Genomic DNA, 16424 nt, shown 5'->3' with positions numbered 1-16424 from the left:
AAAGTCAGGGCGAATCTCAGATGCGCTTGGCCTGGGCGGCGGCGTTACCGATGTAGTTCGCGGGGGTCAGTTTCTTCAGCTCGGCCTTGGCTTCAGCGGGCATGTCGAGGCCGTCGATGAACACCTGCAGGGCGTCGGCACTGATGCCTTTGCCGCGGGTCAGCTCCTTGAGCTTCTCGTAGGGGTTCTCGATGCCGTAGCGGCGCATGACGGTCTGTACCGGCTCGGCCAGGACTTCCCAGCAGGCGTCCAGGTCTTCGGCGATGCGCGCGGCGTTCAGCTCCAGCTTGCCGATGCCCTTGAGGCTGGCCTCGTAGGCGATGACGCTGTGGGCGAAACCGACGCCCAGGTTGCGCAGCACGGTGGAGTCGGTCAGGTCGCGCTGCCAGCGGGAGATCGGCAGCTTGCTGGCCAGGTGCTGGAACAGTGCGTTGGCGATGCCCAGGTTGCCTTCGGAGTTCTCGAAGTCGATCGGGTTGACCTTGTGCGGCATGGTCGAGGAGCCGATTTCGCCAGCGATGGTCTTCTGCTTGAAGTAGCCCAGGGAGATGTAGCCCCAGACGTCGCGGTCGAAGTCGATGAGGATGGTGTTGAAGCGGGCGATGGCGTCGAACAGCTCGGCGATGTAGTCGTGCGGCTCGATCTGGGTGGTGTAGGGGTTCCATGCCAGGCCCAGGTCGCCTTCGATGAATTCGCGGGCGTTGGCTTCCCAGTCCACTTGCGGGTAGGCGGACAGGTGGGCGTTGTAGTTGCCCACGGCGCCGTTGATCTTGCCCAGCAGCTCGACCGAAGCGACCTGCTTGATCTGGCGCTCGAGGCGGTAGACGACGTTGGCCAGTTCCTTGCCCAGGGTGGTCGGGGAGGCCGGCTGGCCGTGGGTGCGCGAGAGCATCGGCACGTCGGCGAACTTCACCGCGAGTTCGCGGATGGAGTCGGCGATCTGGCGCATCAGCGGCAGCAGCACGGTGTCGCGGCCTTCGCGCAGCATCAGGGCGTGGGACAGGTTGTTGATGTCCTCGGAGGTGCAGGCGAAGTGGATGAACTCGCTGACCTTGGCCAGTTCCGGCAGCTTGGCGGCTTGTTCCTTGAGCAGGTATTCCACGGCTTTCACGTCGTGGTTGGTGGTGCGCTCGATGTCCTTGATGCGCTGCGCGTGCTCCAGCTGGAAGTCATCGGCCAGCTGGTTCAGCAGGGCGTTGGCTTCGGCGGAGAAGGGAGCCACTTCGGGGATGCCGGCGTGGGCGGCGAGGCGCTGCAGCCAGCGAACCTCCACCAGGACGCGGAAACGGATCAGGCCGTATTCGCTGAAGATCGGACGCAGGGCGCTGGTTTTGCTGCCGTAACGGCCGTCAACGGGGGAAACCGCGGTAAGGGAGGAAAGCTGCATGGGGCGTTCTCGTGGCTGGAGGTCAACGAAAAGGGCGCACATCATACACGAAAGCGGCGCTCCGGTCGCCTTTGCGGCGACCGGTAGGAGGTGTTTCAGCCGCGTAGCAGGGGACGCAGTTCGTTAAGCATTTTCTTCCGCGCGAACAGCATCTGCCAGCGGTTGCCGCCGAGCTGTCGCCACAGGCGCGCGGAGCGGATGCCGGCCAGCAGCAGGGCGCGGATGCGCGCGGCATTGGCGTTGATCTGCAGGTGGCGCATGTCGCCATGCACCTGGATGCGCTGACGGAAGGTGCTCAGGGTGTCCTGATAAAGGCCGGCGCAGGAAGCGATGACGTTCTCGTGGACCAGGCCGAAGTGCTGCACCTGCTGCTGGATCTGGTCCAGGCGGCTGCCCATCAGGTCGAGCATGTCGTCGCGCTTGTTCAACTGGCGTTCCAGGCCGATCAGCGAGAGGGCATAGCGCAGTGGTTCGCGCTGCAGGCTGTTGGGGTCACGCTCGAGCGCGCTGACCAGGGCGCGGAAGCCTTCGCGCAGGTTGGCGGTGTCGCCGCCGTAGACGTCCAGGGTGGTCTTCGGGTCGCGCACCAGCAGGCTGCCGAGCATGCAGCCCAGCGGTGCCTCGGGGATCTGCCCGGTGCGGGCGAGGCGGTCTACCAGGGCTGCTGATTCGAAAACGCCGGAAAGGGCGATGATCTGGTCGTGCAGATCGCTCATGTACGGTCCTTAGCGAACGCGGGTTCGGCCGATTCGATGACACCGCCGCCGAGGCAGATTTCGCCGTCATAGAAGACCACGGATTGGCCTGGGGTGACGGCGCGTTGCGGCTGGTCGAACACCGCGCGGTAGCCGTTCTCGGTACGTTCCAGCACGCAGTCCTGGTCGGCCTGGCGGTAGCGCACCTTGGCGCGCAGGGCTCTGGGCTGGTCCAGGTCGATGGGGTTGACCCAATAGATGTGCGAGGCGCGCAGGGCGCGGGAGAACAGCCACGGGTGGTCATTGCCCTGGCCGACGACCAGGACGTTGCGCGCCAGGTCCTTCTCCAGCACGTACCAGGGGCTGTCGTCGGCGTTCTTCAGGCCGCCGATGCCCAGGCCCTGGCGCTGGCCGATGGTGTGGTACATCAGCCCGACATGCTTGCCGATGACCGTGCCGTCGGTGGTCTCGATGTCACCCGGCTGGGCCGGCAGGTACTGCTTGAGGAAGTCGCTGAAGCGGCGCTCGCCGATAAAGCAGATGCCGGTGGAGTCTTTCTTCTTCGCGGTGGCCAGGCCGTATTTCTCGGCGATGGCACGCACCTCGGGCTTCTCCAGTTCGCCGACGGGGAACAGGGTCTTGCCGATCTGCTCGCCACCCACCGCGTGGAGGAAGTAGCTCTGGTCCTTGTTCGGGTCCAGGCCCTTGAGCAGTTCGCTGCGGCCGTCGACGTCGCGGCGGCGCACGTAGTGGCCGGTGGCGATCAGGTCGGCGCCCAGGGCGAGGGCGTAGTCGAGGAAGGCTTTGAACTTGATCTCGCGGTTGCAGAGGATGTCCGGGTTCGGCGTGCGGCCGGCCTTGTATTCCTCGAGGAAGTGCTCGAAGACGTTGTCCCAGTATTCCGCGGCGAAGTTGGCGGTGTGCAGCTTGATGCCGATGCGGTCGCAGACGGCCTGGGCGTCGGCCAGGTCGGTCATGGCGGTGCAGTATTCGGTGCCGTCGTCCTCTTCCCAGTTCTTCATGAACAGGCCTTCCACCTGGTAGCCCTGTTCCTTGAGGAGGAGGGCGGAGACGGAAGAGTCCACGCCGCCGGACATGCCGACGATGACGCGGGTGTTCTGGGGGAACTTCGGCGAAGAAGAGGGGGGGGAATCAGACATGGTGGCGCATCACGGGTGCAGGTAAAGACGGGGATTCTACCAGAGCCGAGCGGCTCAGGCTCGGCTGCCGGCTCAGGTGCGGATCAGGCTGAGCGGGAAGCGTTCGCCTTCCAGATAGTCGTCGATGCAGCGCAGCACCAGGTGGCTGCGCCAGCGTTCGGGTTGGGCAGCCAGTTCGTCGCGGGTCATCCAGCGGGCGCCGAGAATGCCGTCGTCCAGGGCGCGCTCGGGGTGGTGGCGCAGCGGACGGGCGGCGAAGCAGACGCGCTGGTAGGTCACGCCATTGCTCGGTGCGGTGTACAGGTAGATGCCGGTGACAGCGGTCAGCTCTACATCCCAGCCGGTTTCTTCCAGGGTTTCGCGCACGGCGGCCTCGAGTAGCGTTTCGTTGGCTTCCAGGTGGCCGGCGGGCTGGTTGAAGACCTGTTTTTTGTCAGCGGAGATTTCCTCCACCAGCAGGAAACGCCCCTGGTCTTCGACTAAGGTGGCGACGGTGACGTGTGCAAGCCAGCGCATGGATGCGGTCTCGTGAGTTGGAAAGGGCGCGAGTTTAGCGCTGCAAGGCGCAGAAAGCAGAACCCCCGGGAGGGCCCGGGGGTTCTGTATTGCACGAAGTGCCTTACGCCAGTGCGTCGATCGCGGCGTTGAAGGTCGCGCTCGGGCGCATGACCTGCGAGGTCAGCTCCGGATTGGAGCGGTAGTAACCGCCGATGTCGGCCGGCTTGCCCTGGACGCCGTTCAGTTCGGCGACAATGGCCGCTTCCTTCTCGGTCAGGGTCTTGGCCAGAGGAGCGAAGTGAGCCTTCAGCTCGGCATCGTCGTTCTGCTCGGCCAGAGCCTGGGCCCAGTACATGGCCAGGTAGAAGTGGCTGCCACGGTTGTCGATCTCACCGATCTTGCGCGACGGCGACTTGTTGTTGTCCAGCAGTTTGCCGGTGGCGATATCCAGGGTCTTGCCCAGCACCTTGGCCTTGGCGTTGTCGGTCTTGATGCCTTCTTCCTCGAAGGAGACGGCAAGAGCCAGGAACTCGCCCAGGGAATCCCAGCGCAGGTAGTTCTCTTCCACCAGCTGCTGTACGTGTTTCGGAGCCGAACCGCCGGCGCCGGTTTCGTACATGCCGCCGCCCGCCATCAGCGGAACGATGGACAGCATCTTGGCCGAGGTGCCCAGTTCCATGATCGGGAACAGGTCGGTCAGGTAGTCGCGCAGCACGTTGCCGGTCACCGAGATGGTGTCCAGGCCGCGCATCTGACGCTCCATGCTGGTGCGGATGGCTTCGTTGTAGCCCTTGATGCTGATGTCCAGGCCGGTCAGGTCGTGGTCCTTCAGGTACAGCTCGACCTTCTTGCGCAGCTCGTTGTCGTGGGCGCGCTCCGGGTCCAGCCAGAAGATGGCCGGGGTGTTGGACTGGCGGGCGCGGGTAACGGCCAGCTTGACCCAGTCGCGGATCGGGGCGTCCTTGGTCTGGCAGGCACGCCAGATGTCGCCGGCCTGCACTTCGTGCTGCATCAGGACCTTGCCGTCGGCGTCGACTACACGCATGGTGCCGTCGGCTTCCATTTCGAAGGTCTTGTCGTGGGAGCCGTATTCCTCGGCCTTCTGCGCCATCAGGCCGACGTTCGGTACGCTACCCATGGTGGTCGGGTCGAACGCGCCGTTGGTTTTGCAGAAGTTGATCATTTCCTGGTAGATGCGGGCGTAGGTGCTTTCCGGCATTACCGCTTTGGTGTCTTTCTGCTTGCCGTCCTTGCCCCACATCTGACCCGAGTTGCGGATCATGGCCGGCATGGAGGCGTCGACGATCACGTCGCTGGGGATGTGCAGGTTGGTGATGCCCTTGACCGAGTCGACCATCGCCATTTCCGGGCGGTGGCTGTAAACCTCGTGGATGTCGTGCAGGATTTCTTCCTGCTGCGAGGCCGGCAGCGACTTGATCTTGTCATAGACGCTGGAGATGCCGTTGTTCGGGTTCACGCCCAGCTCTTCGAACAGCTGGCCGTACTTCTCGAACACGTCCTTGTAGTAGACGGTGACGGCGTGGCCGAAGACGATCGGGTGGGAGATCTTCATCATGGTGGCCTTGACGTGCAGGGACCACATGACGCCGGTTTCCTTGCAGTCCTGCAGGGTCTTCTCGAAGAAGGCGCGCAGCTTGCTGCAGCTCATGAACATGCTGTCGAGGACTTCGCCTTCCTGCATCTTCAGGGTCTTCTTGGTCTCGACCTTGCCGTCCTTGCCGACGAACTCGATGCGGACTTCACCGGCCTTCGGGATGGTGACCGACTGCTCGCTGGAGAAGAAGTCGCCGCCACGCATGTAGTCGGCGTGGGAGCGCGAAGCCATGCTCCACTTGCCCATGCTGTGCGGGTGCTTGCGGGCGTAGGCTTTCACGGCGGCCGGGGCGCGGCGGTCGGAGTTGCCTTCACGCAGGACCGGGTTCACGGCGCTGCCCAGGACCTTGGCGTAACGCGCGCGGATTTCGTTCTCTTCGGCGGTCTGCGGGTCTTCCGGGAAGTCCGGAACGGCGTAGCCCAGCTTCTGCAATTCGGCGATGGCGCCCTTGAGCTGCGGTACCGAAGCGGAGATGTTCGGCAGCTTGATGATGTTGGCTTCGGGGGCGGTGGCCAGTTGGGCCAGGTAGGCCAGGTCGTCTTCGATGGCCTTGTCGCCGAGCTTGTCGGCGAAGGAGGCCAGGATACGGCCTGCAAGAGAGATGTCGCGGGTTTCTACGTCGATGCCGGCGGAGGCGGCGAAGGCTTTTACGATGGGAAGCAGCGAGTAGGTGGCAAGGGCGGGTGCTTCGTCGGTGAAGGTGTAAGTGATCTTCGAGCGGATGGACATCTCGTTCTAACTCTCTTCTTTGCTGGGCGCGCACAGAGTCTCGAATCGCGTTGGTACACGCTTGCGTTCAACGAAGTGGTTGACCGACCTTCGAGATTTGCCGCGGGGATATTGGGGCGCCAGTAGAGCGTTGTACGGCGGGTTCCTGGTGTGGACTCCGTCGCTGCGAGGAGAGAGTCTGGTCCCAGACTGCTCGGACCTCGATGACCATTAAGTCATGCCGGCCAGTATACCACCCTAAAGGCAGGGTGATGCGCGCTGCTTTTTTAGACTAAGGAATGATGTGGTTCGATCATCGACTTGTGAGCTACCCTCAGTGGCTGCAAGAGGGTTTCAACCAAAAAGCGGAGTTCAGCATGGGATACCAAAAGATCCAGGTGCCGGCCGGTGACAAAATCACCGTCAACGCCGATATGTCCTTGAATGTACCGAAGAACCCGATCATCCCCTTCATCGAGGGTGATGGCATTGGCGTCGACATCAGCCCGGTCATGATCAAGGTCGTCGACGCAGCCGTCGAGAAAGCCTACAAGGGCGACCGCAAGATTGCGTGGATGGAAGTCTACGCCGGCGAGAAGGCCACCCAGGTCTACGACCAGGACACCTGGCTGCCCCAGGAAACCCTGGACGCCGTTCGCGATTACGTCGTCTCCATCAAGGGGCCGCTGACCACTCCGGTCGGTGGTGGTATCCGTTCGCTGAACGTGGCCCTTCGCCAGCAGCTCGACCTCTATGTCTGCCTGCGCCCGGTGCGCTGGTTCGAAGGCGTGCCCAGTCCGGTGAAGAAGCCCGGCGACGTGGACATGGTGATCTTCCGCGAGAACTCCGAAGACATCTACGCCGGCGTCGAATGGAAAGCCGGCACCCCCGAGGCCCAGAAGGTCATCAAGTTCCTCACCGAGGAAATGGGCGTCAAGAAGATCCGCTTCACCGAAAACTGCGGCATCGGCATCAAGCCGGTTTCCCAGGAAGGCACCAAGCGCCTGGTGCGCAAGGCCCTGCAATACGCCGTGGACAATGATCGCAGCTCCGTGACCATCGTCCACAAGGGCAACATCATGAAATTCACCGAGGGGGCCTTCAAGGACTGGGGCTACGAGCTCGCCCGCGACGAATTCGGCGCCCAGCTGCTCGACGGCGGCCCATGGATGCAGTTCAAGAATCCCAACACCGGCAAGAACATCGTGGTGAAGGACGTGATCGCCGACGCCATGCTGCAGCAGATCCTGCTGCGTCCGGCGGAGTACGACGTGATCGCCACCCTGAACCTGAACGGTGACTACCTTTCCGACGCCCTGGCGGCGGAAGTGGGCGGTATCGGCATCGCGCCGGGGGCCAACCTGTCCGATTCGGTGGCCATGTTCGAGGCGACCCATGGCACCGCGCCCAAGTACGCGGGGCTGGACAAGGTGAACCCGGGTTCGGTGATTCTTTCCGCCGAGATGATGTTGCGCCACCTGGGCTGGCCGGAGGCGGCCGACCTGATCATCAAGGGCGTGAACGGCGCCATTGCGGCCAGAACTGTTACCTACGATTTCGAGCGCCTGATGGAGGGCGCCAAGCTGCTGTCCTGCTCGGAGTTCGGCGACGCGATCATCGCCAAGATGTAATCAGGGTGATATGCCCATGAAAAAGGCCGGCTGATGCCGGCCTTTTTCGTTCTGCTGATCCGGGGGATCAGGCCTCTGCCGTGATGTTCTGCATCTCGCTGCTCGGGGCAGTCTGGGCGGAGGGTGCGGATACGCTGGCGTTGACGGGTTGAATGTTAACCGCATGCAACCCCTTCGGACCTTGCAGGATCTCGAAGCTTACGGGTTGGCCGGCCTTGAGTGTCTTGTAGCCATCCATCTGGATCGCCGAGTAATGAGCGAACAGGTCCTCATCTCGGCCATCAGCCAGGATGAATCCATAGCCCTTGGCGTTGTTGAACCACTTGACCTTACCGCTGAGCATGCTGATATCCCTCTGCAAAGGACTCCATCGCTGGAGTATCATCCACTACGATTCCGCTACAGCCTTTATCAGAGGCTGGCGTCCGGAACTCCTGATACCCTCCGGGGGGTATCCTTTGGTTGTAACACCCTTTTGCCGTTAGTCAAGGCGGCGTCGTCTGGGCCTGAGAGACGTTTCAAACTCCGGTCGGCCCCCTCATTCACCCACTCGCAAAGCTTTTATTCCAGCATGCATGCAAGTAGCCAGATTCGACTAACATTCAATCAGGACCGCCCGGATCCATTGGAAGACGAAGGGACGGGGCTCGCGGTCGAGGAATCCAAGCCCGCGCTGAAGCCACCGTCCATGTATCGGGTCATCATGTTCAACGATGATTACACCCCGATGGATTTCGTGGTTGAGGTGCTCGAGTTGTACTTCAACATGAACCGCGAGCAGGCAACCAAGGTCATGTTGACCGTGCATACTCAAGGCAAGGCGAACTGCGGGAGCTTTACCCGTGACGTCGCTGAAACCAAAGCCATGCAGGTCAATCAATATGCGAGGGAGAGCCAACATCCACTGTTGTGCGAAATAGAGAAAGAAGGTTGATGCGGATGTTTGGGAGCGAGGTGAAGTCATGTTGAATCGAGAGCTCGAAGTCACCCTCAATCTCGCCTTCAAGGAGGCGCGGGCGAAGCGGCATGAGTTCATGACCGTTGAGCACTTGCTGTTGGCGCTTCTGGACAACGAAGCCGCTGCAACGGTCCTGAGAGCGTGTGGAGCCAATCTGGACAAGCTGCGGCGGGACCTGCAGGAGTTCATCGACTCCACTACGCCACTGATCCCCCAGCATGACGAGGACCGCGAGACCCAGCCGACCCTGGGCTTCCAGCGCGTATTGCAGCGCGCGGTGTTCCATGTGCAGAGCTCCGGCAAGCGCGAAGTGACCGGCGCCAATGTGCTGGTGGCCATCTTCAGCGAGCAGGAAAGCCAGGCGGTGTTCCTGCTCAAGCAGCAGAGCGTCGCGCGTATCGATGTGGTCAACTACATCGCCCACGGCATTTCCAAGGTGCCGGGTCATGCCGAGCATCAGGAAAACGAGCAGGACATGCAGGACGAGGAGGGTGGCGAGTCTTCCACCTCCAGTCATCCGCTGGATGCCTATGCCAGCAACCTGAACGATCTGGCACGCCAGGGGCGCATCGATCCGCTGGTCGGTCGTGAAACCGAGGTCGAGCGTGTCGCGCAGATCCTCGCGCGCCGCCGCAAGAACAACCCGCTGCTGGTGGGCGAAGCCGGCGTCGGCAAGACCGCCATCGCCGAAGGTCTGGCCAAGCGCATCGTCGACGGCCAGGTGCCGGACCTGCTGTCCGACAGTGTCGTCTATTCCCTGGACCTGGGCGCGCTGCTGGCGGGCACCAAGTACCGCGGCGATTTCGAGAAGCGCTTCAAGGCGCTGCTCAATGAGTTGCGCAAGCGTCCGCACGCCGTGCTGTTCATCGACGAAATCCACACCATCATCGGTGCCGGCGCGGCATCGGGTGGCGTGATGGATGCATCCAACCTGCTCAAGCCGCTGTTGTCGTCCGGCGAGATCCGCTGCATAGGCTCCACCACCTTCCAGGAATTCCGCGGCATCTTCGAGAAGGACCGGGCGCTGGCTCGTCGCTTCCAGAAGGTCGACGTCACCGAGCCGTCCGTCGAGGACACCTTCGGTATCCTGAAGGGTCTGAAGCCGCGCTTCGAGCAGCACCACCATGTCGAGTACAGCGACGAGGCGCTGCGCGCCGCCGCCGAGCTGGCCGCGCGCTACATCAATGACCGGCACATGCCGGACAAGGCCATCGACGTGATCGACGAGGCGGGCGCCTACCAGCGCCTGCAGCCGGAAGAGAAGCGCGTGAAGCGCATCGAGGTCCCGCAGGTCGAGGACATCGTCGCGAAGATCGCACGCATTCCGCCCAAGCATGTCTCCAGCTCCGATAAAGAGCTGCTGCGTAACCTCGAGCGCGACCTGAAGCTGACGGTATTCGGTCAGGCGGCTGCCATCGAGTCGCTGTCCACTGCGATCAAGCTGTCCCGTGCGGGTCTGAAGTCGCCGGACAAGCCGGTCGGCTCCTTCCTGTTCTCCGGCCCGACCGGGGTGGGCAAGACCGAAGTGGCTCGTCAGTTGGCCAAGGCGCTGGGCGTGGAGCTGGTGCGCTTCGACATGTCCGAGTACATGGAGCGACACACCGTATCCCGACTGATCGGTGCGCCTCCGGGCTACGTTGGCTTCGACCAGGGCGGCCTGCTCACCGAGGCGATCACCAAGACGCCGCACTGCGTACTGCTGCTGGATGAGATCGAGAAGGCGCACCCGGAGGTCTTCAATCTGCTGCTGCAGGTGATGGATCACGGCACCCTGACCGACAATAACGGGCGCAAGGCGGACTTCCGCAACGTCATCCTGATCATGACCACCAACGCGGGCGCGGAAACTGCGGCGCGGGCCTCCATCGGCTTCACGCTGCAGGATCACTCGACCGACGCCATGGAAGTGATCAAGAAGAGCTTCACGCCGGAGTTCCGCAACCGCCTGGACACCATCATCCAGTTCGGCCGCCTCAGTCTCGAGACCATCAAGAGCATCGTCGACAAGTTCCTCACCGAGCTGCAGGCGCAGTTGGAGGACAAGCACGTGCAGATCGAGGTCAGCGACGCGGCGCGCGGCTGGCTGGCGGAGAAGGGCTACGACCCGCAGATGGGCGCGCGTCCGATGGCGCGGCTGATCCAGGACAAGATCAAGCGGCCGCTGGCCGAGGAGATCCTGTTCGGCGAGCTGGCCGAACACGGTGGTGTGGCCCATGTGGACCTGAAGGATGGCGAGCTGGCCTTCGAGTTCGAAGTGATCGCCGTAGAGCCGGCCTGACGATGCTCAGGTTTAAGAAATAAGGCGCAAACGAAAACGCCCGGCAATGCCGGGCGTTTTTCTGTATGCCGGATTTGACTTCCGGCGCTACCGTCCGTCAGCGGGCGCGGTAGGTAATACGACCCTTGGACAGGTCGTAGGGCGTCAGTTCTACGCGAACCTTGTCGCCGGTCAGGATGCGGATGTAGTTCTTGCGCATCTTGCCGGAGATGTGCGCGGTAACGACGTGCCCGTTCTCCAACTCCACGCGGAACATGGTGTTGGGCAGGGTGTCGACGACAGTGCCTTCCATTTCGAAGCTGTCTTCTTTCGACATGCAGTAGAGCCCTCGGTATCTATGATTGCCTGAAGTTTCAGGCCATTAAAAAAGGCACACATTGTGCCTGAAAATGCGCCAAAACGCCAAGTGGCGTGTAATGGGTCAGTTCAGCACGACCCAGCGCTGGTTCACGAACAGCTCGATTGGCCGGTACTGGGTCTTGTAGTTCATCTTCCGGCAGTTCTTGATCCAGTAGCCGAGATAGACCGCGTGCAGGCCCAGGCGGTGGGTCTCGGCGATCTGCCAGAGGATGGCGTAGCGCCCCAGGCTGCGGCGTTCTTCGTCGGGGTCGTAGAAGGTGTAGACCGCCGAGAGTCCGTTGGGCAGTACGTCGGTGACCGCGACGGCCAGCAGGCGGCCTTGCAGGCGGAACTCGAAGAAACAGCTGAACGGCAGGTCGCGGACCAGGAAGGTGGCGAACTGGTCGCGGCTGGGCGGGTACATGTCCCCGTCGGCATGGCGCTGTTCGATGTAGCGCATGTACAGCGCGTAGTACTCCTCGGTGAAGGTCGGTCGCTTGCGGATGACCTCGAGGTCGACGTTGCGCTTGAGGATGCGCTTCTGCTGGCGGCTGGGCTGGAAGCCGGCGGCCGGGATGCGTGCCGGGATGCAGGCGGTGCAGTGCTGGCAGTGGGGGCGGTACAGGTGTTCGCCGCTGCGCCGGAAGCCGACCTCCGAAAGCGAGGCGTACAGCTGCGCGTCCATGGGCTGGCTGGGGTCGAGGAACAGGGTAGTGGCCTGCTCCTCGGGCAGATAGCTGCATGGGTGCGGCTGTGTGGCGTAAAACTTCAGGCGGGCGAGCTCGGTCATCTTCAACCCCTGCGAGGACCCTCTGGCAAGTTTATGTCAGGCTGGGCTGGTCCGCTTGCGAAGTCCAGTCCTGCAGTGGTGATTGGTCGAGATGGCGGCGCAGATAAGCGGCAAATTCGCGCCGGGAAATGGCCCGCGCGCCAAAGCTGTGCAGGTGCTGGGTCGGCATCTGGCAGTCGATCAGCTCGAAACCGGCAGCCTTGAGGCGCTGCACCAGGGTGACGAACGCCACCTTGGAGGCATTGTCCGCACGGCTGAACATGGATTCGCCGAAGAACAGCCGACCAATGGCCAGTCCGTACAGGCCGCCGACCAGCTTGTCGCCGTCCCAGGCTTCCACCGAGTGTGCGACGCCCAGGCGATGCAGCTCGCAGTAGGCCTGCTGCATTGGCGTTGTGATCCAGGTTCCGTCGGCGTAGTCGCGCGGGCTGGCGCAGCCGTGGATGACCCGTTCGAAGGCCTGGTCGATGCTGACCTGGTAGCGCTGCTGGCGCAGGCATTTGGCCAGGCTGCGGGAGACATGCAGTTCGTCGGGGAAGAGTACGGTGCGCGGATCGGGCGACCACCAGAGGATCGGTTGGCCGTCCTGGTACCAGGGGAAGCAGCCGTGGCGGTATGCCTGGATCAGGCGGCGCGGGTCGAGGTCGCCGCCGGCCGCGAGCAGGCCGTTGGGCTCGTGCAGGGCCTTTTCCAGGGGCGGGAAGTCGAAGTTGTCGCGAGAAAGCCAGTTGAGCATGGGCGGAGGAGGGGAGGGCGGGCCTCCCCTTTGGCCGATCAGTTGTCGTCGAGGAACTTCTCGGCGTCCAGCGCGGCCATGCAGCCGGCGCCGGCGGAGGTGATCGCCTGGCGGTAGACGTGGTCGGCCACGTCGCCGGCGGCGAACACGCCTTCGATGCTGGTCTGGGTGGCGTTGCCTTCAGCGCCGCCCTTGATCTTCAGGTAGCCGTCATGCATGGCCAGTTGGCCGGTGAACAGGTCGGTGTTGGGCTTGTGGCCGATGGCGATGAACACGCCGGACAGGTCCAGCTGGCGAGTTGCGCCGGTTTCGGTGTCCTTCAGGCGTACGCCGATCACGCCCATTTCGTCGCCCAGGACTTCGTCCAGGGTGGTGTTCCAGTGCAGGCGCACGTTGCCGTTCTGGGCTTTCTCGAACAGCTTGTCCTGCAGGATCTTCTCCGAGCGCAGCTTGTCGCGGCGGTGGATCAGGTGCACTTCCTTGGCAATGTTGGAGAGGTAGAGTGCTTCTTCCACGGCGGTGTTGCCGCCGCCGACCACGCAGACCACCTGGTTGCGGTAGAAGAAACCATCGCAGGTGGCGCAGGCGGAAACGCCGCGGCCCATGAAGGCTTCCTCGGAGGACATGCCCAGGTACTGGGCGGAGGCGCCGGTGGCGATGATCAGCGCGTCGCAGGTATAGGTACCGCTGTCGCCCTTGAGGGTGAAGGGCTTGCTCTGCAACTCGGCGGTGTGGATGTGGTCGTAGACGATCTCGGTATCGAAACGCTGGGCGTGCTGCTGCATGCGTTCCATCAGGGCGGGACCGGTCAGGCCTTCGACGTCGCCTGGCCAGTTGTCGACTTCGGTGGTGGTGGTGAGCTGGCCGCCGGGCTGGATGCCGGTGATGACAACAGGCTTGAGGTTGGCGCGAGCGGCGTACACGGCAGCGGTGTAGCCGGCGGGGCCGGAGCCCAGGATGATCAGGCGCGAATGCTTGACTTCACTCATAAAAAGACTCCATAAGCCTTTGTCACGTAAGAGAATGCATGCTCCAATTGAGCAGCCGAAAAACGGTGATGGGCTATGCTACACCGAACCTCGGAAAGCCGGCAAAAGCGCCGTCGGACGCTTCCGGGCTCGCTGGCATCGGCTGGCCAAAGCCGTACAATAGGCCCGTTTTGAGGCTCAACGACTCTCGGACGCGCGTAGAGCGCAGGAATAGACGCGTTTTGAAGGACACCACCACAGCAAGCCATGCCGCCGCCTGGCGTCAGCAACTGCACTATCGCCTGAAGGAAGGGGCGTTGATCGCGCTGGGCGCGCTCTGCCTTTACCTGTGGATGGCGTTGCTCACCTATGATCCGTCCGATCCGGGCTGGAGCCACTCCAGCCACGTCGATCAGGTGCAGAACGCCGCCGGCCGCCTGGGTGCCCTGAGCGCCGACATCCTGTTCATGGTGCTGGGCTATTTCGCCTACCTGTTCCCGCTGCTGCTGGCGGTGAAGACCTATCAGGTCTTCCGCAAGCGGCACATGCCCTGGGAGTGGAGCGGCTGGCTGTTCTCCTGGCGCCTGATCGGCCTGGTGTTCCTGGTGCTGGCCGGCTCCGCGCTGGCCTACATCCATTTCCATGCCAGCGGCAGCCACATGCCGGCCAGTGCCGGCGGCGCCCTGGGCGAGAGCCTGGGGCAACTGGGCATCAATGCGCTGAACGTGCAGGGCAGCACTCTGCTGTTCCTGGCCCTGTTCCTGTTCGGCATGACCGTCTTCGCCGATTTGTCCTGGTTCAAGGTCATGGACGTTACCGGCAAGATCACCCTCGATCTCTTCGAACTGATCCACAATGCCGCCAATCGCTGGTGGAGCGCCCGTAGCGAGCACAAGCAACTGGTCGCCCAGTTGCGTGAGGTGGACGAGCGTGTGGCCGAAGTCGCCGCGCCCATCGTTGCCGACCGCCGCGAGCAGGCCAAGGTCAAGGAACGCCTGATCGAGCGTGAGGAAGCCCTGGTCAAGAGCGTGCAGGAGCGCGAGAAGCGCGTGGCGCCGAAGATCGACGTGCCGCCGCCAGCCGCCAAACCGGCCGAGCCGAGCAAACGTGTGCTGAAGGAAAAGCAGGCGCCGCTGTTCGTCGACACCGCCGTGGAAGGCACTCTGCCGCCGCTGTCGATCCTCGATCCGGCCGCCGAGAAGAAGCAGAGCTATTCGCCGGAATCCCTGGAGGCCATGTCGCGCCTGCTGGAGATCAAGCTCAAGGAGTTTGGCGTCGAAGTGGTGGTCGAGTCGGTCCATCCGGGTCCGGTGATCACCCGTTTCGAAATCCAGCCGGCCGCCGGCGTGAAGGTCAGCCGCATCTCCAACCTGGCCAAGGACCTGGCGCGCTCGCTGGCGGTGATCAGCGTGCGCGTGGTGGAAGTGATCCCCGGCAAGACCACCGTGGGCATCGAGATTCCCAACGAAGACCGGCAGATGGTGCGCTTCTCCGAAGTGCTGATGACGCCGGAGTACGACGAGCACAAGTCCACCGTGCCGTTGGCCCTGGGCCACGACATCGGCGGCAACCCGATCATCACCGACCTGGCGAAGATGCCGCACCTGCTGGTGGCCGGTACCACCGGTTCCGGTAAGTCGGTGGGCGTCAACGCCATGCTGCTGTCGATCCTGTTCAAGTCCACGCCGGAAGAGGCGCGGCTGATCATGATCGACCCGAAGATGCTGGAACTGTCGATCTACGAAGGTATTCCGCACTTGCTCTGCCCGGTCGTCACCGACATGAAGGAAGCCGCCAACGCCCTGCGCTGGAGCGTGGCGGAGATGGAGCGCCGTTACAAGCTGATGGCCGCCATGGGCGTGCGTAATCTCGCCGGCTTCAACCGCAAGGTGAAGGACGCGGAGGAGGCCGGCACACCGCTGACCGACCCGCTGTACCGCCGCGAGAGCATGGACGACGAGGCGCCGCTGCTGCAGACCCTGCCGACCATCGTGGTGGTAGTGGACGAATTCGCCGACATGATGATGATCGTCGGCAAGAAGGTGGAAGAGCTGATCGCCCGTATCGCCCAGAAGGCGCGCGCGGCGGGCATCCACCTGATCCTGGCGACCCAGCGTCCGTCGGTGGACGTGATCACCGGCCTGATCAAGGCCAACATCCCGACCCGTATCGCCTTCCAGGTGTCCAGCAAGATCGACTCGCGCACCATCCTCGACCAGGGTGGCGCCGAGCAGTTGCTGGGTCACGGCGACATGCTCTACCTGCCGCCGGGCACCGGCCTGCCGATCCGCGTCCATGGCGCCTTCGTCTCCGACGACGAAGTGCACCGCGTGGTCGAGGCCTGGAAGCTGCGTGGCGCGCCGAACTACATCGAAGACATCCTCGCCGGCGCCGATGAAGGCGGTGGCGGCGGTTCCTTCGAAGGCGGTGGCGGCGAAGGCGGTGAGGGTAGCGAGGATGATCCGCTCTATGACGAGGCCGTGCGTTTCGTCACCGAAAGTCGCCGTGCGTCCATTTCCGCCGTGCAGCGCAAGCTGAAGATCGGCTACAACCGCGCCGCGCGGATGATCGAGGCGATGGAAATGGCCGGCGTGGTCACCCCGATGAATACCAATGGCTCGCGCGAAGTCATCGCGCCGGCCCCGATTCGTGATTGATTCG

14 protein-coding genes are annotated in these 16424 nt (G+C 63.1%); 4 read left to right on the top strand and 10 right to left on the bottom strand.

The features are described from left to right. Positions 1 to 16: 16 nt before the first annotated feature. From purB to ACAW63_RS21275, 5 genes are all read right to left on the bottom strand, one after another. Entirely contained in the window at positions 17 to 1387 is a 1371-nt protein-coding gene (gene purB, locus ACAW63_RS21295) for an adenylosuccinate lyase (protein ID WP_275611431.1), read from the bottom strand. A 95-nt stretch (positions 1388 to 1482) separates the two neighbouring features. After that, a complete protein-coding gene (gene hflD, locus ACAW63_RS21290; RefSeq protein WP_371228492.1) occupies positions 1483 to 2103 on the bottom strand; it encodes a high frequency lysogenization protein HflD in 621 nt (206 codons plus the stop codon). Further along, positions 2100 to 3242: a tRNA 2-thiouridine(34) synthase MnmA gene (mnmA, locus tag ACAW63_RS21285; RefSeq protein WP_371228490.1), complete on the bottom strand. Its 1143-nt coding sequence runs from the start codon at positions 3240 to 3242 to the stop codon at positions 2100 to 2102. Before mnmA ends, hflD begins: the two co-directional genes overlap by 4 nt. A gap of 72 nt (positions 3243 to 3314) precedes the next feature. Next, the gene (locus ACAW63_RS21280) at positions 3315 to 3758 is read right to left on the bottom strand and encodes an NUDIX hydrolase (protein ID WP_371228487.1); all 444 of its coding nucleotides are present in this window, start codon (positions 3756 to 3758) and stop codon (positions 3315 to 3317) included. Between the two features lie 103 nt (positions 3759 to 3861). Continuing rightward, complete coding sequence (locus tag ACAW63_RS21275; protein WP_371228485.1) at positions 3862 to 6084, bottom strand: NADP-dependent isocitrate dehydrogenase; 2223 nt, start codon at positions 6082 to 6084, stop codon at positions 3862 to 3864. 356 nt (positions 6085 to 6440) lie between these two features. Between ACAW63_RS21275 and icd the strand changes: the two genes are divergently transcribed. Continuing rightward, positions 6441 to 7694 (top strand): NADP-dependent isocitrate dehydrogenase, encoded by a 1254-nt coding sequence (gene icd, locus ACAW63_RS21270; RefSeq protein WP_371228483.1) that lies wholly within the window; start codon positions 6441 to 6443, stop codon positions 7692 to 7694. A gap of 67 nt (positions 7695 to 7761) precedes the next feature. Here the strand turns inward: icd and cspD are convergent, their stop codons facing one another. Beyond that, positions 7762 to 8037 (bottom strand): cold shock domain-containing protein CspD, encoded by a 276-nt coding sequence (gene cspD / locus ACAW63_RS21265; RefSeq protein WP_371228481.1) that lies wholly within the window; start codon positions 8035 to 8037, stop codon positions 7762 to 7764. Positions 8038 to 8265: 228 nt separating this feature from the next. Between cspD and clpS the strand changes: the two genes are divergently transcribed. Both clpS and clpA read left to right on the top strand, forming a co-directional pair. Beyond that, entirely contained in the window at positions 8266 to 8628 is a 363-nt protein-coding gene (gene clpS, locus ACAW63_RS21260) for an ATP-dependent Clp protease adapter ClpS (RefSeq protein WP_207883143.1), read from the top strand. A 28-nt stretch (positions 8629 to 8656) separates the two neighbouring features. Beyond that, a complete protein-coding gene (gene clpA / locus ACAW63_RS21255; RefSeq protein ID WP_371228478.1) occupies positions 8657 to 10930 on the top strand; it encodes an ATP-dependent Clp protease ATP-binding subunit ClpA in 2274 nt (757 codons plus the stop codon). 97 nt (positions 10931 to 11027) lie between these two features. On the opposite strand, the gene infA is transcribed toward clpA, so the two are convergent. The 4 genes from infA to trxB all read right to left on the bottom strand — a co-directional run bounded on the left by infA (position 11028) and on the right by trxB (position 13784). Further along, on the bottom strand, positions 11028 to 11246 hold the full coding sequence (gene infA / locus ACAW63_RS21250) for a translation initiation factor IF-1 (RefSeq protein WP_002553999.1): 219 nt from the start codon (positions 11244 to 11246) through the stop codon (positions 11028 to 11030). Positions 11247 to 11351: 105 nt separating this feature from the next. Next, on the bottom strand, positions 11352 to 12059 hold the full coding sequence (locus ACAW63_RS21245; protein ID WP_275611440.1) for an arginyltransferase: 708 nt from the start codon (positions 12057 to 12059) through the stop codon (positions 11352 to 11354). A gap of 31 nt (positions 12060 to 12090) precedes the next feature. Continuing rightward, positions 12091 to 12795 (bottom strand): leucyl/phenylalanyl-tRNA--protein transferase, encoded by a 705-nt coding sequence (gene aat, locus ACAW63_RS21240; RefSeq protein ID WP_371228475.1) that lies wholly within the window; start codon positions 12793 to 12795, stop codon positions 12091 to 12093. A gap of 38 nt (positions 12796 to 12833) precedes the next feature. Further along, complete coding sequence (gene trxB, locus ACAW63_RS21235) at positions 12834 to 13784, bottom strand: thioredoxin-disulfide reductase (RefSeq protein WP_371228472.1); 951 nt, start codon at positions 13782 to 13784, stop codon at positions 12834 to 12836. A 170-nt stretch (positions 13785 to 13954) separates the two neighbouring features. Between trxB and ftsK the strand changes: the two genes are divergently transcribed. Further along, positions 13955 to 16420 carry a DNA translocase FtsK gene (gene ftsK, locus ACAW63_RS21230; protein WP_371234743.1) on the top strand — a complete coding sequence of 822 codons (2466 nt, stop codon included), beginning with the start codon at positions 13955 to 13957 and terminating at the stop codon, positions 16418 to 16420. Positions 16421 to 16424 lie beyond the last annotated feature (4 nt).

Source organism: Pseudomonas sp. QE6, assembly GCF_041379005.1.
Classification (GTDB): Bacteria; Pseudomonadota; Gammaproteobacteria; order Pseudomonadales; family Pseudomonadaceae; genus Pseudomonas.
This window is presented reverse-complemented; position numbering and strand designations above follow the sequence as displayed.

Bases quoted from the DNA above. Each gene is read 5' to 3' on its own strand.
- purB (WP_275611431.1), bottom strand. From the start codon at position 1,387: ATGCAGCTTTCCTCCCTTACCGCGGTTTCCCCCGTTGACGGCCGTTAC.
- hflD (WP_371228492.1), bottom strand. From the start codon at position 2,103: ATGAGCGATCTGCACGACCAGATCATCGCCCTTTCCGGCGTTTTCGAA.
- mnmA (WP_371228490.1), bottom strand. From the start codon at position 3,242: ATGTCTGATTCCCCCCCCTCTTCTTCGCCGAAGTTCCCCCAGAACACC.
- ACAW63_RS21280 (WP_371228487.1), bottom strand. From the start codon at position 3,758: ATGCGCTGGCTTGCACACGTCACCGTCGCCACCTTAGTCGAAGACCAG.
- ACAW63_RS21275 (WP_371228485.1), bottom strand. From the start codon at position 6,084: ATGTCCATCCGCTCGAAGATCACTTACACCTTCACCGACGAAGCACCC.
- icd (WP_371228483.1), top strand. From the start codon at position 6,441: ATGGGATACCAAAAGATCCAGGTGCCGGCCGGTGACAAAATCACCGTC.
- cspD (WP_371228481.1), bottom strand. From the start codon at position 8,037: ATGCTCAGCGGTAAGGTCAAGTGGTTCAACAACGCCAAGGGCTATGGA.
- clpS (WP_207883143.1), top strand. From the start codon at position 8,266: ATGCATGCAAGTAGCCAGATTCGACTAACATTCAATCAGGACCGCCCG.
- clpA (WP_371228478.1), top strand. From the start codon at position 8,657: ATGTTGAATCGAGAGCTCGAAGTCACCCTCAATCTCGCCTTCAAGGAG.
- infA (WP_002553999.1), bottom strand. From the start codon at position 11,246: ATGTCGAAAGAAGACAGCTTCGAAATGGAAGGCACTGTCGTCGACACC.
- ACAW63_RS21245 (WP_275611440.1), bottom strand. From the start codon at position 12,059: ATGACCGAGCTCGCCCGCCTGAAGTTTTACGCCACACAGCCGCACCCA.
- aat (WP_371228475.1), bottom strand. From the start codon at position 12,795: ATGCTCAACTGGCTTTCTCGCGACAACTTCGACTTCCCGCCCCTGGAA.
- trxB (WP_371228472.1), bottom strand. From the start codon at position 13,784: ATGAGTGAAGTCAAGCATTCGCGCCTGATCATCCTGGGCTCCGGCCCC.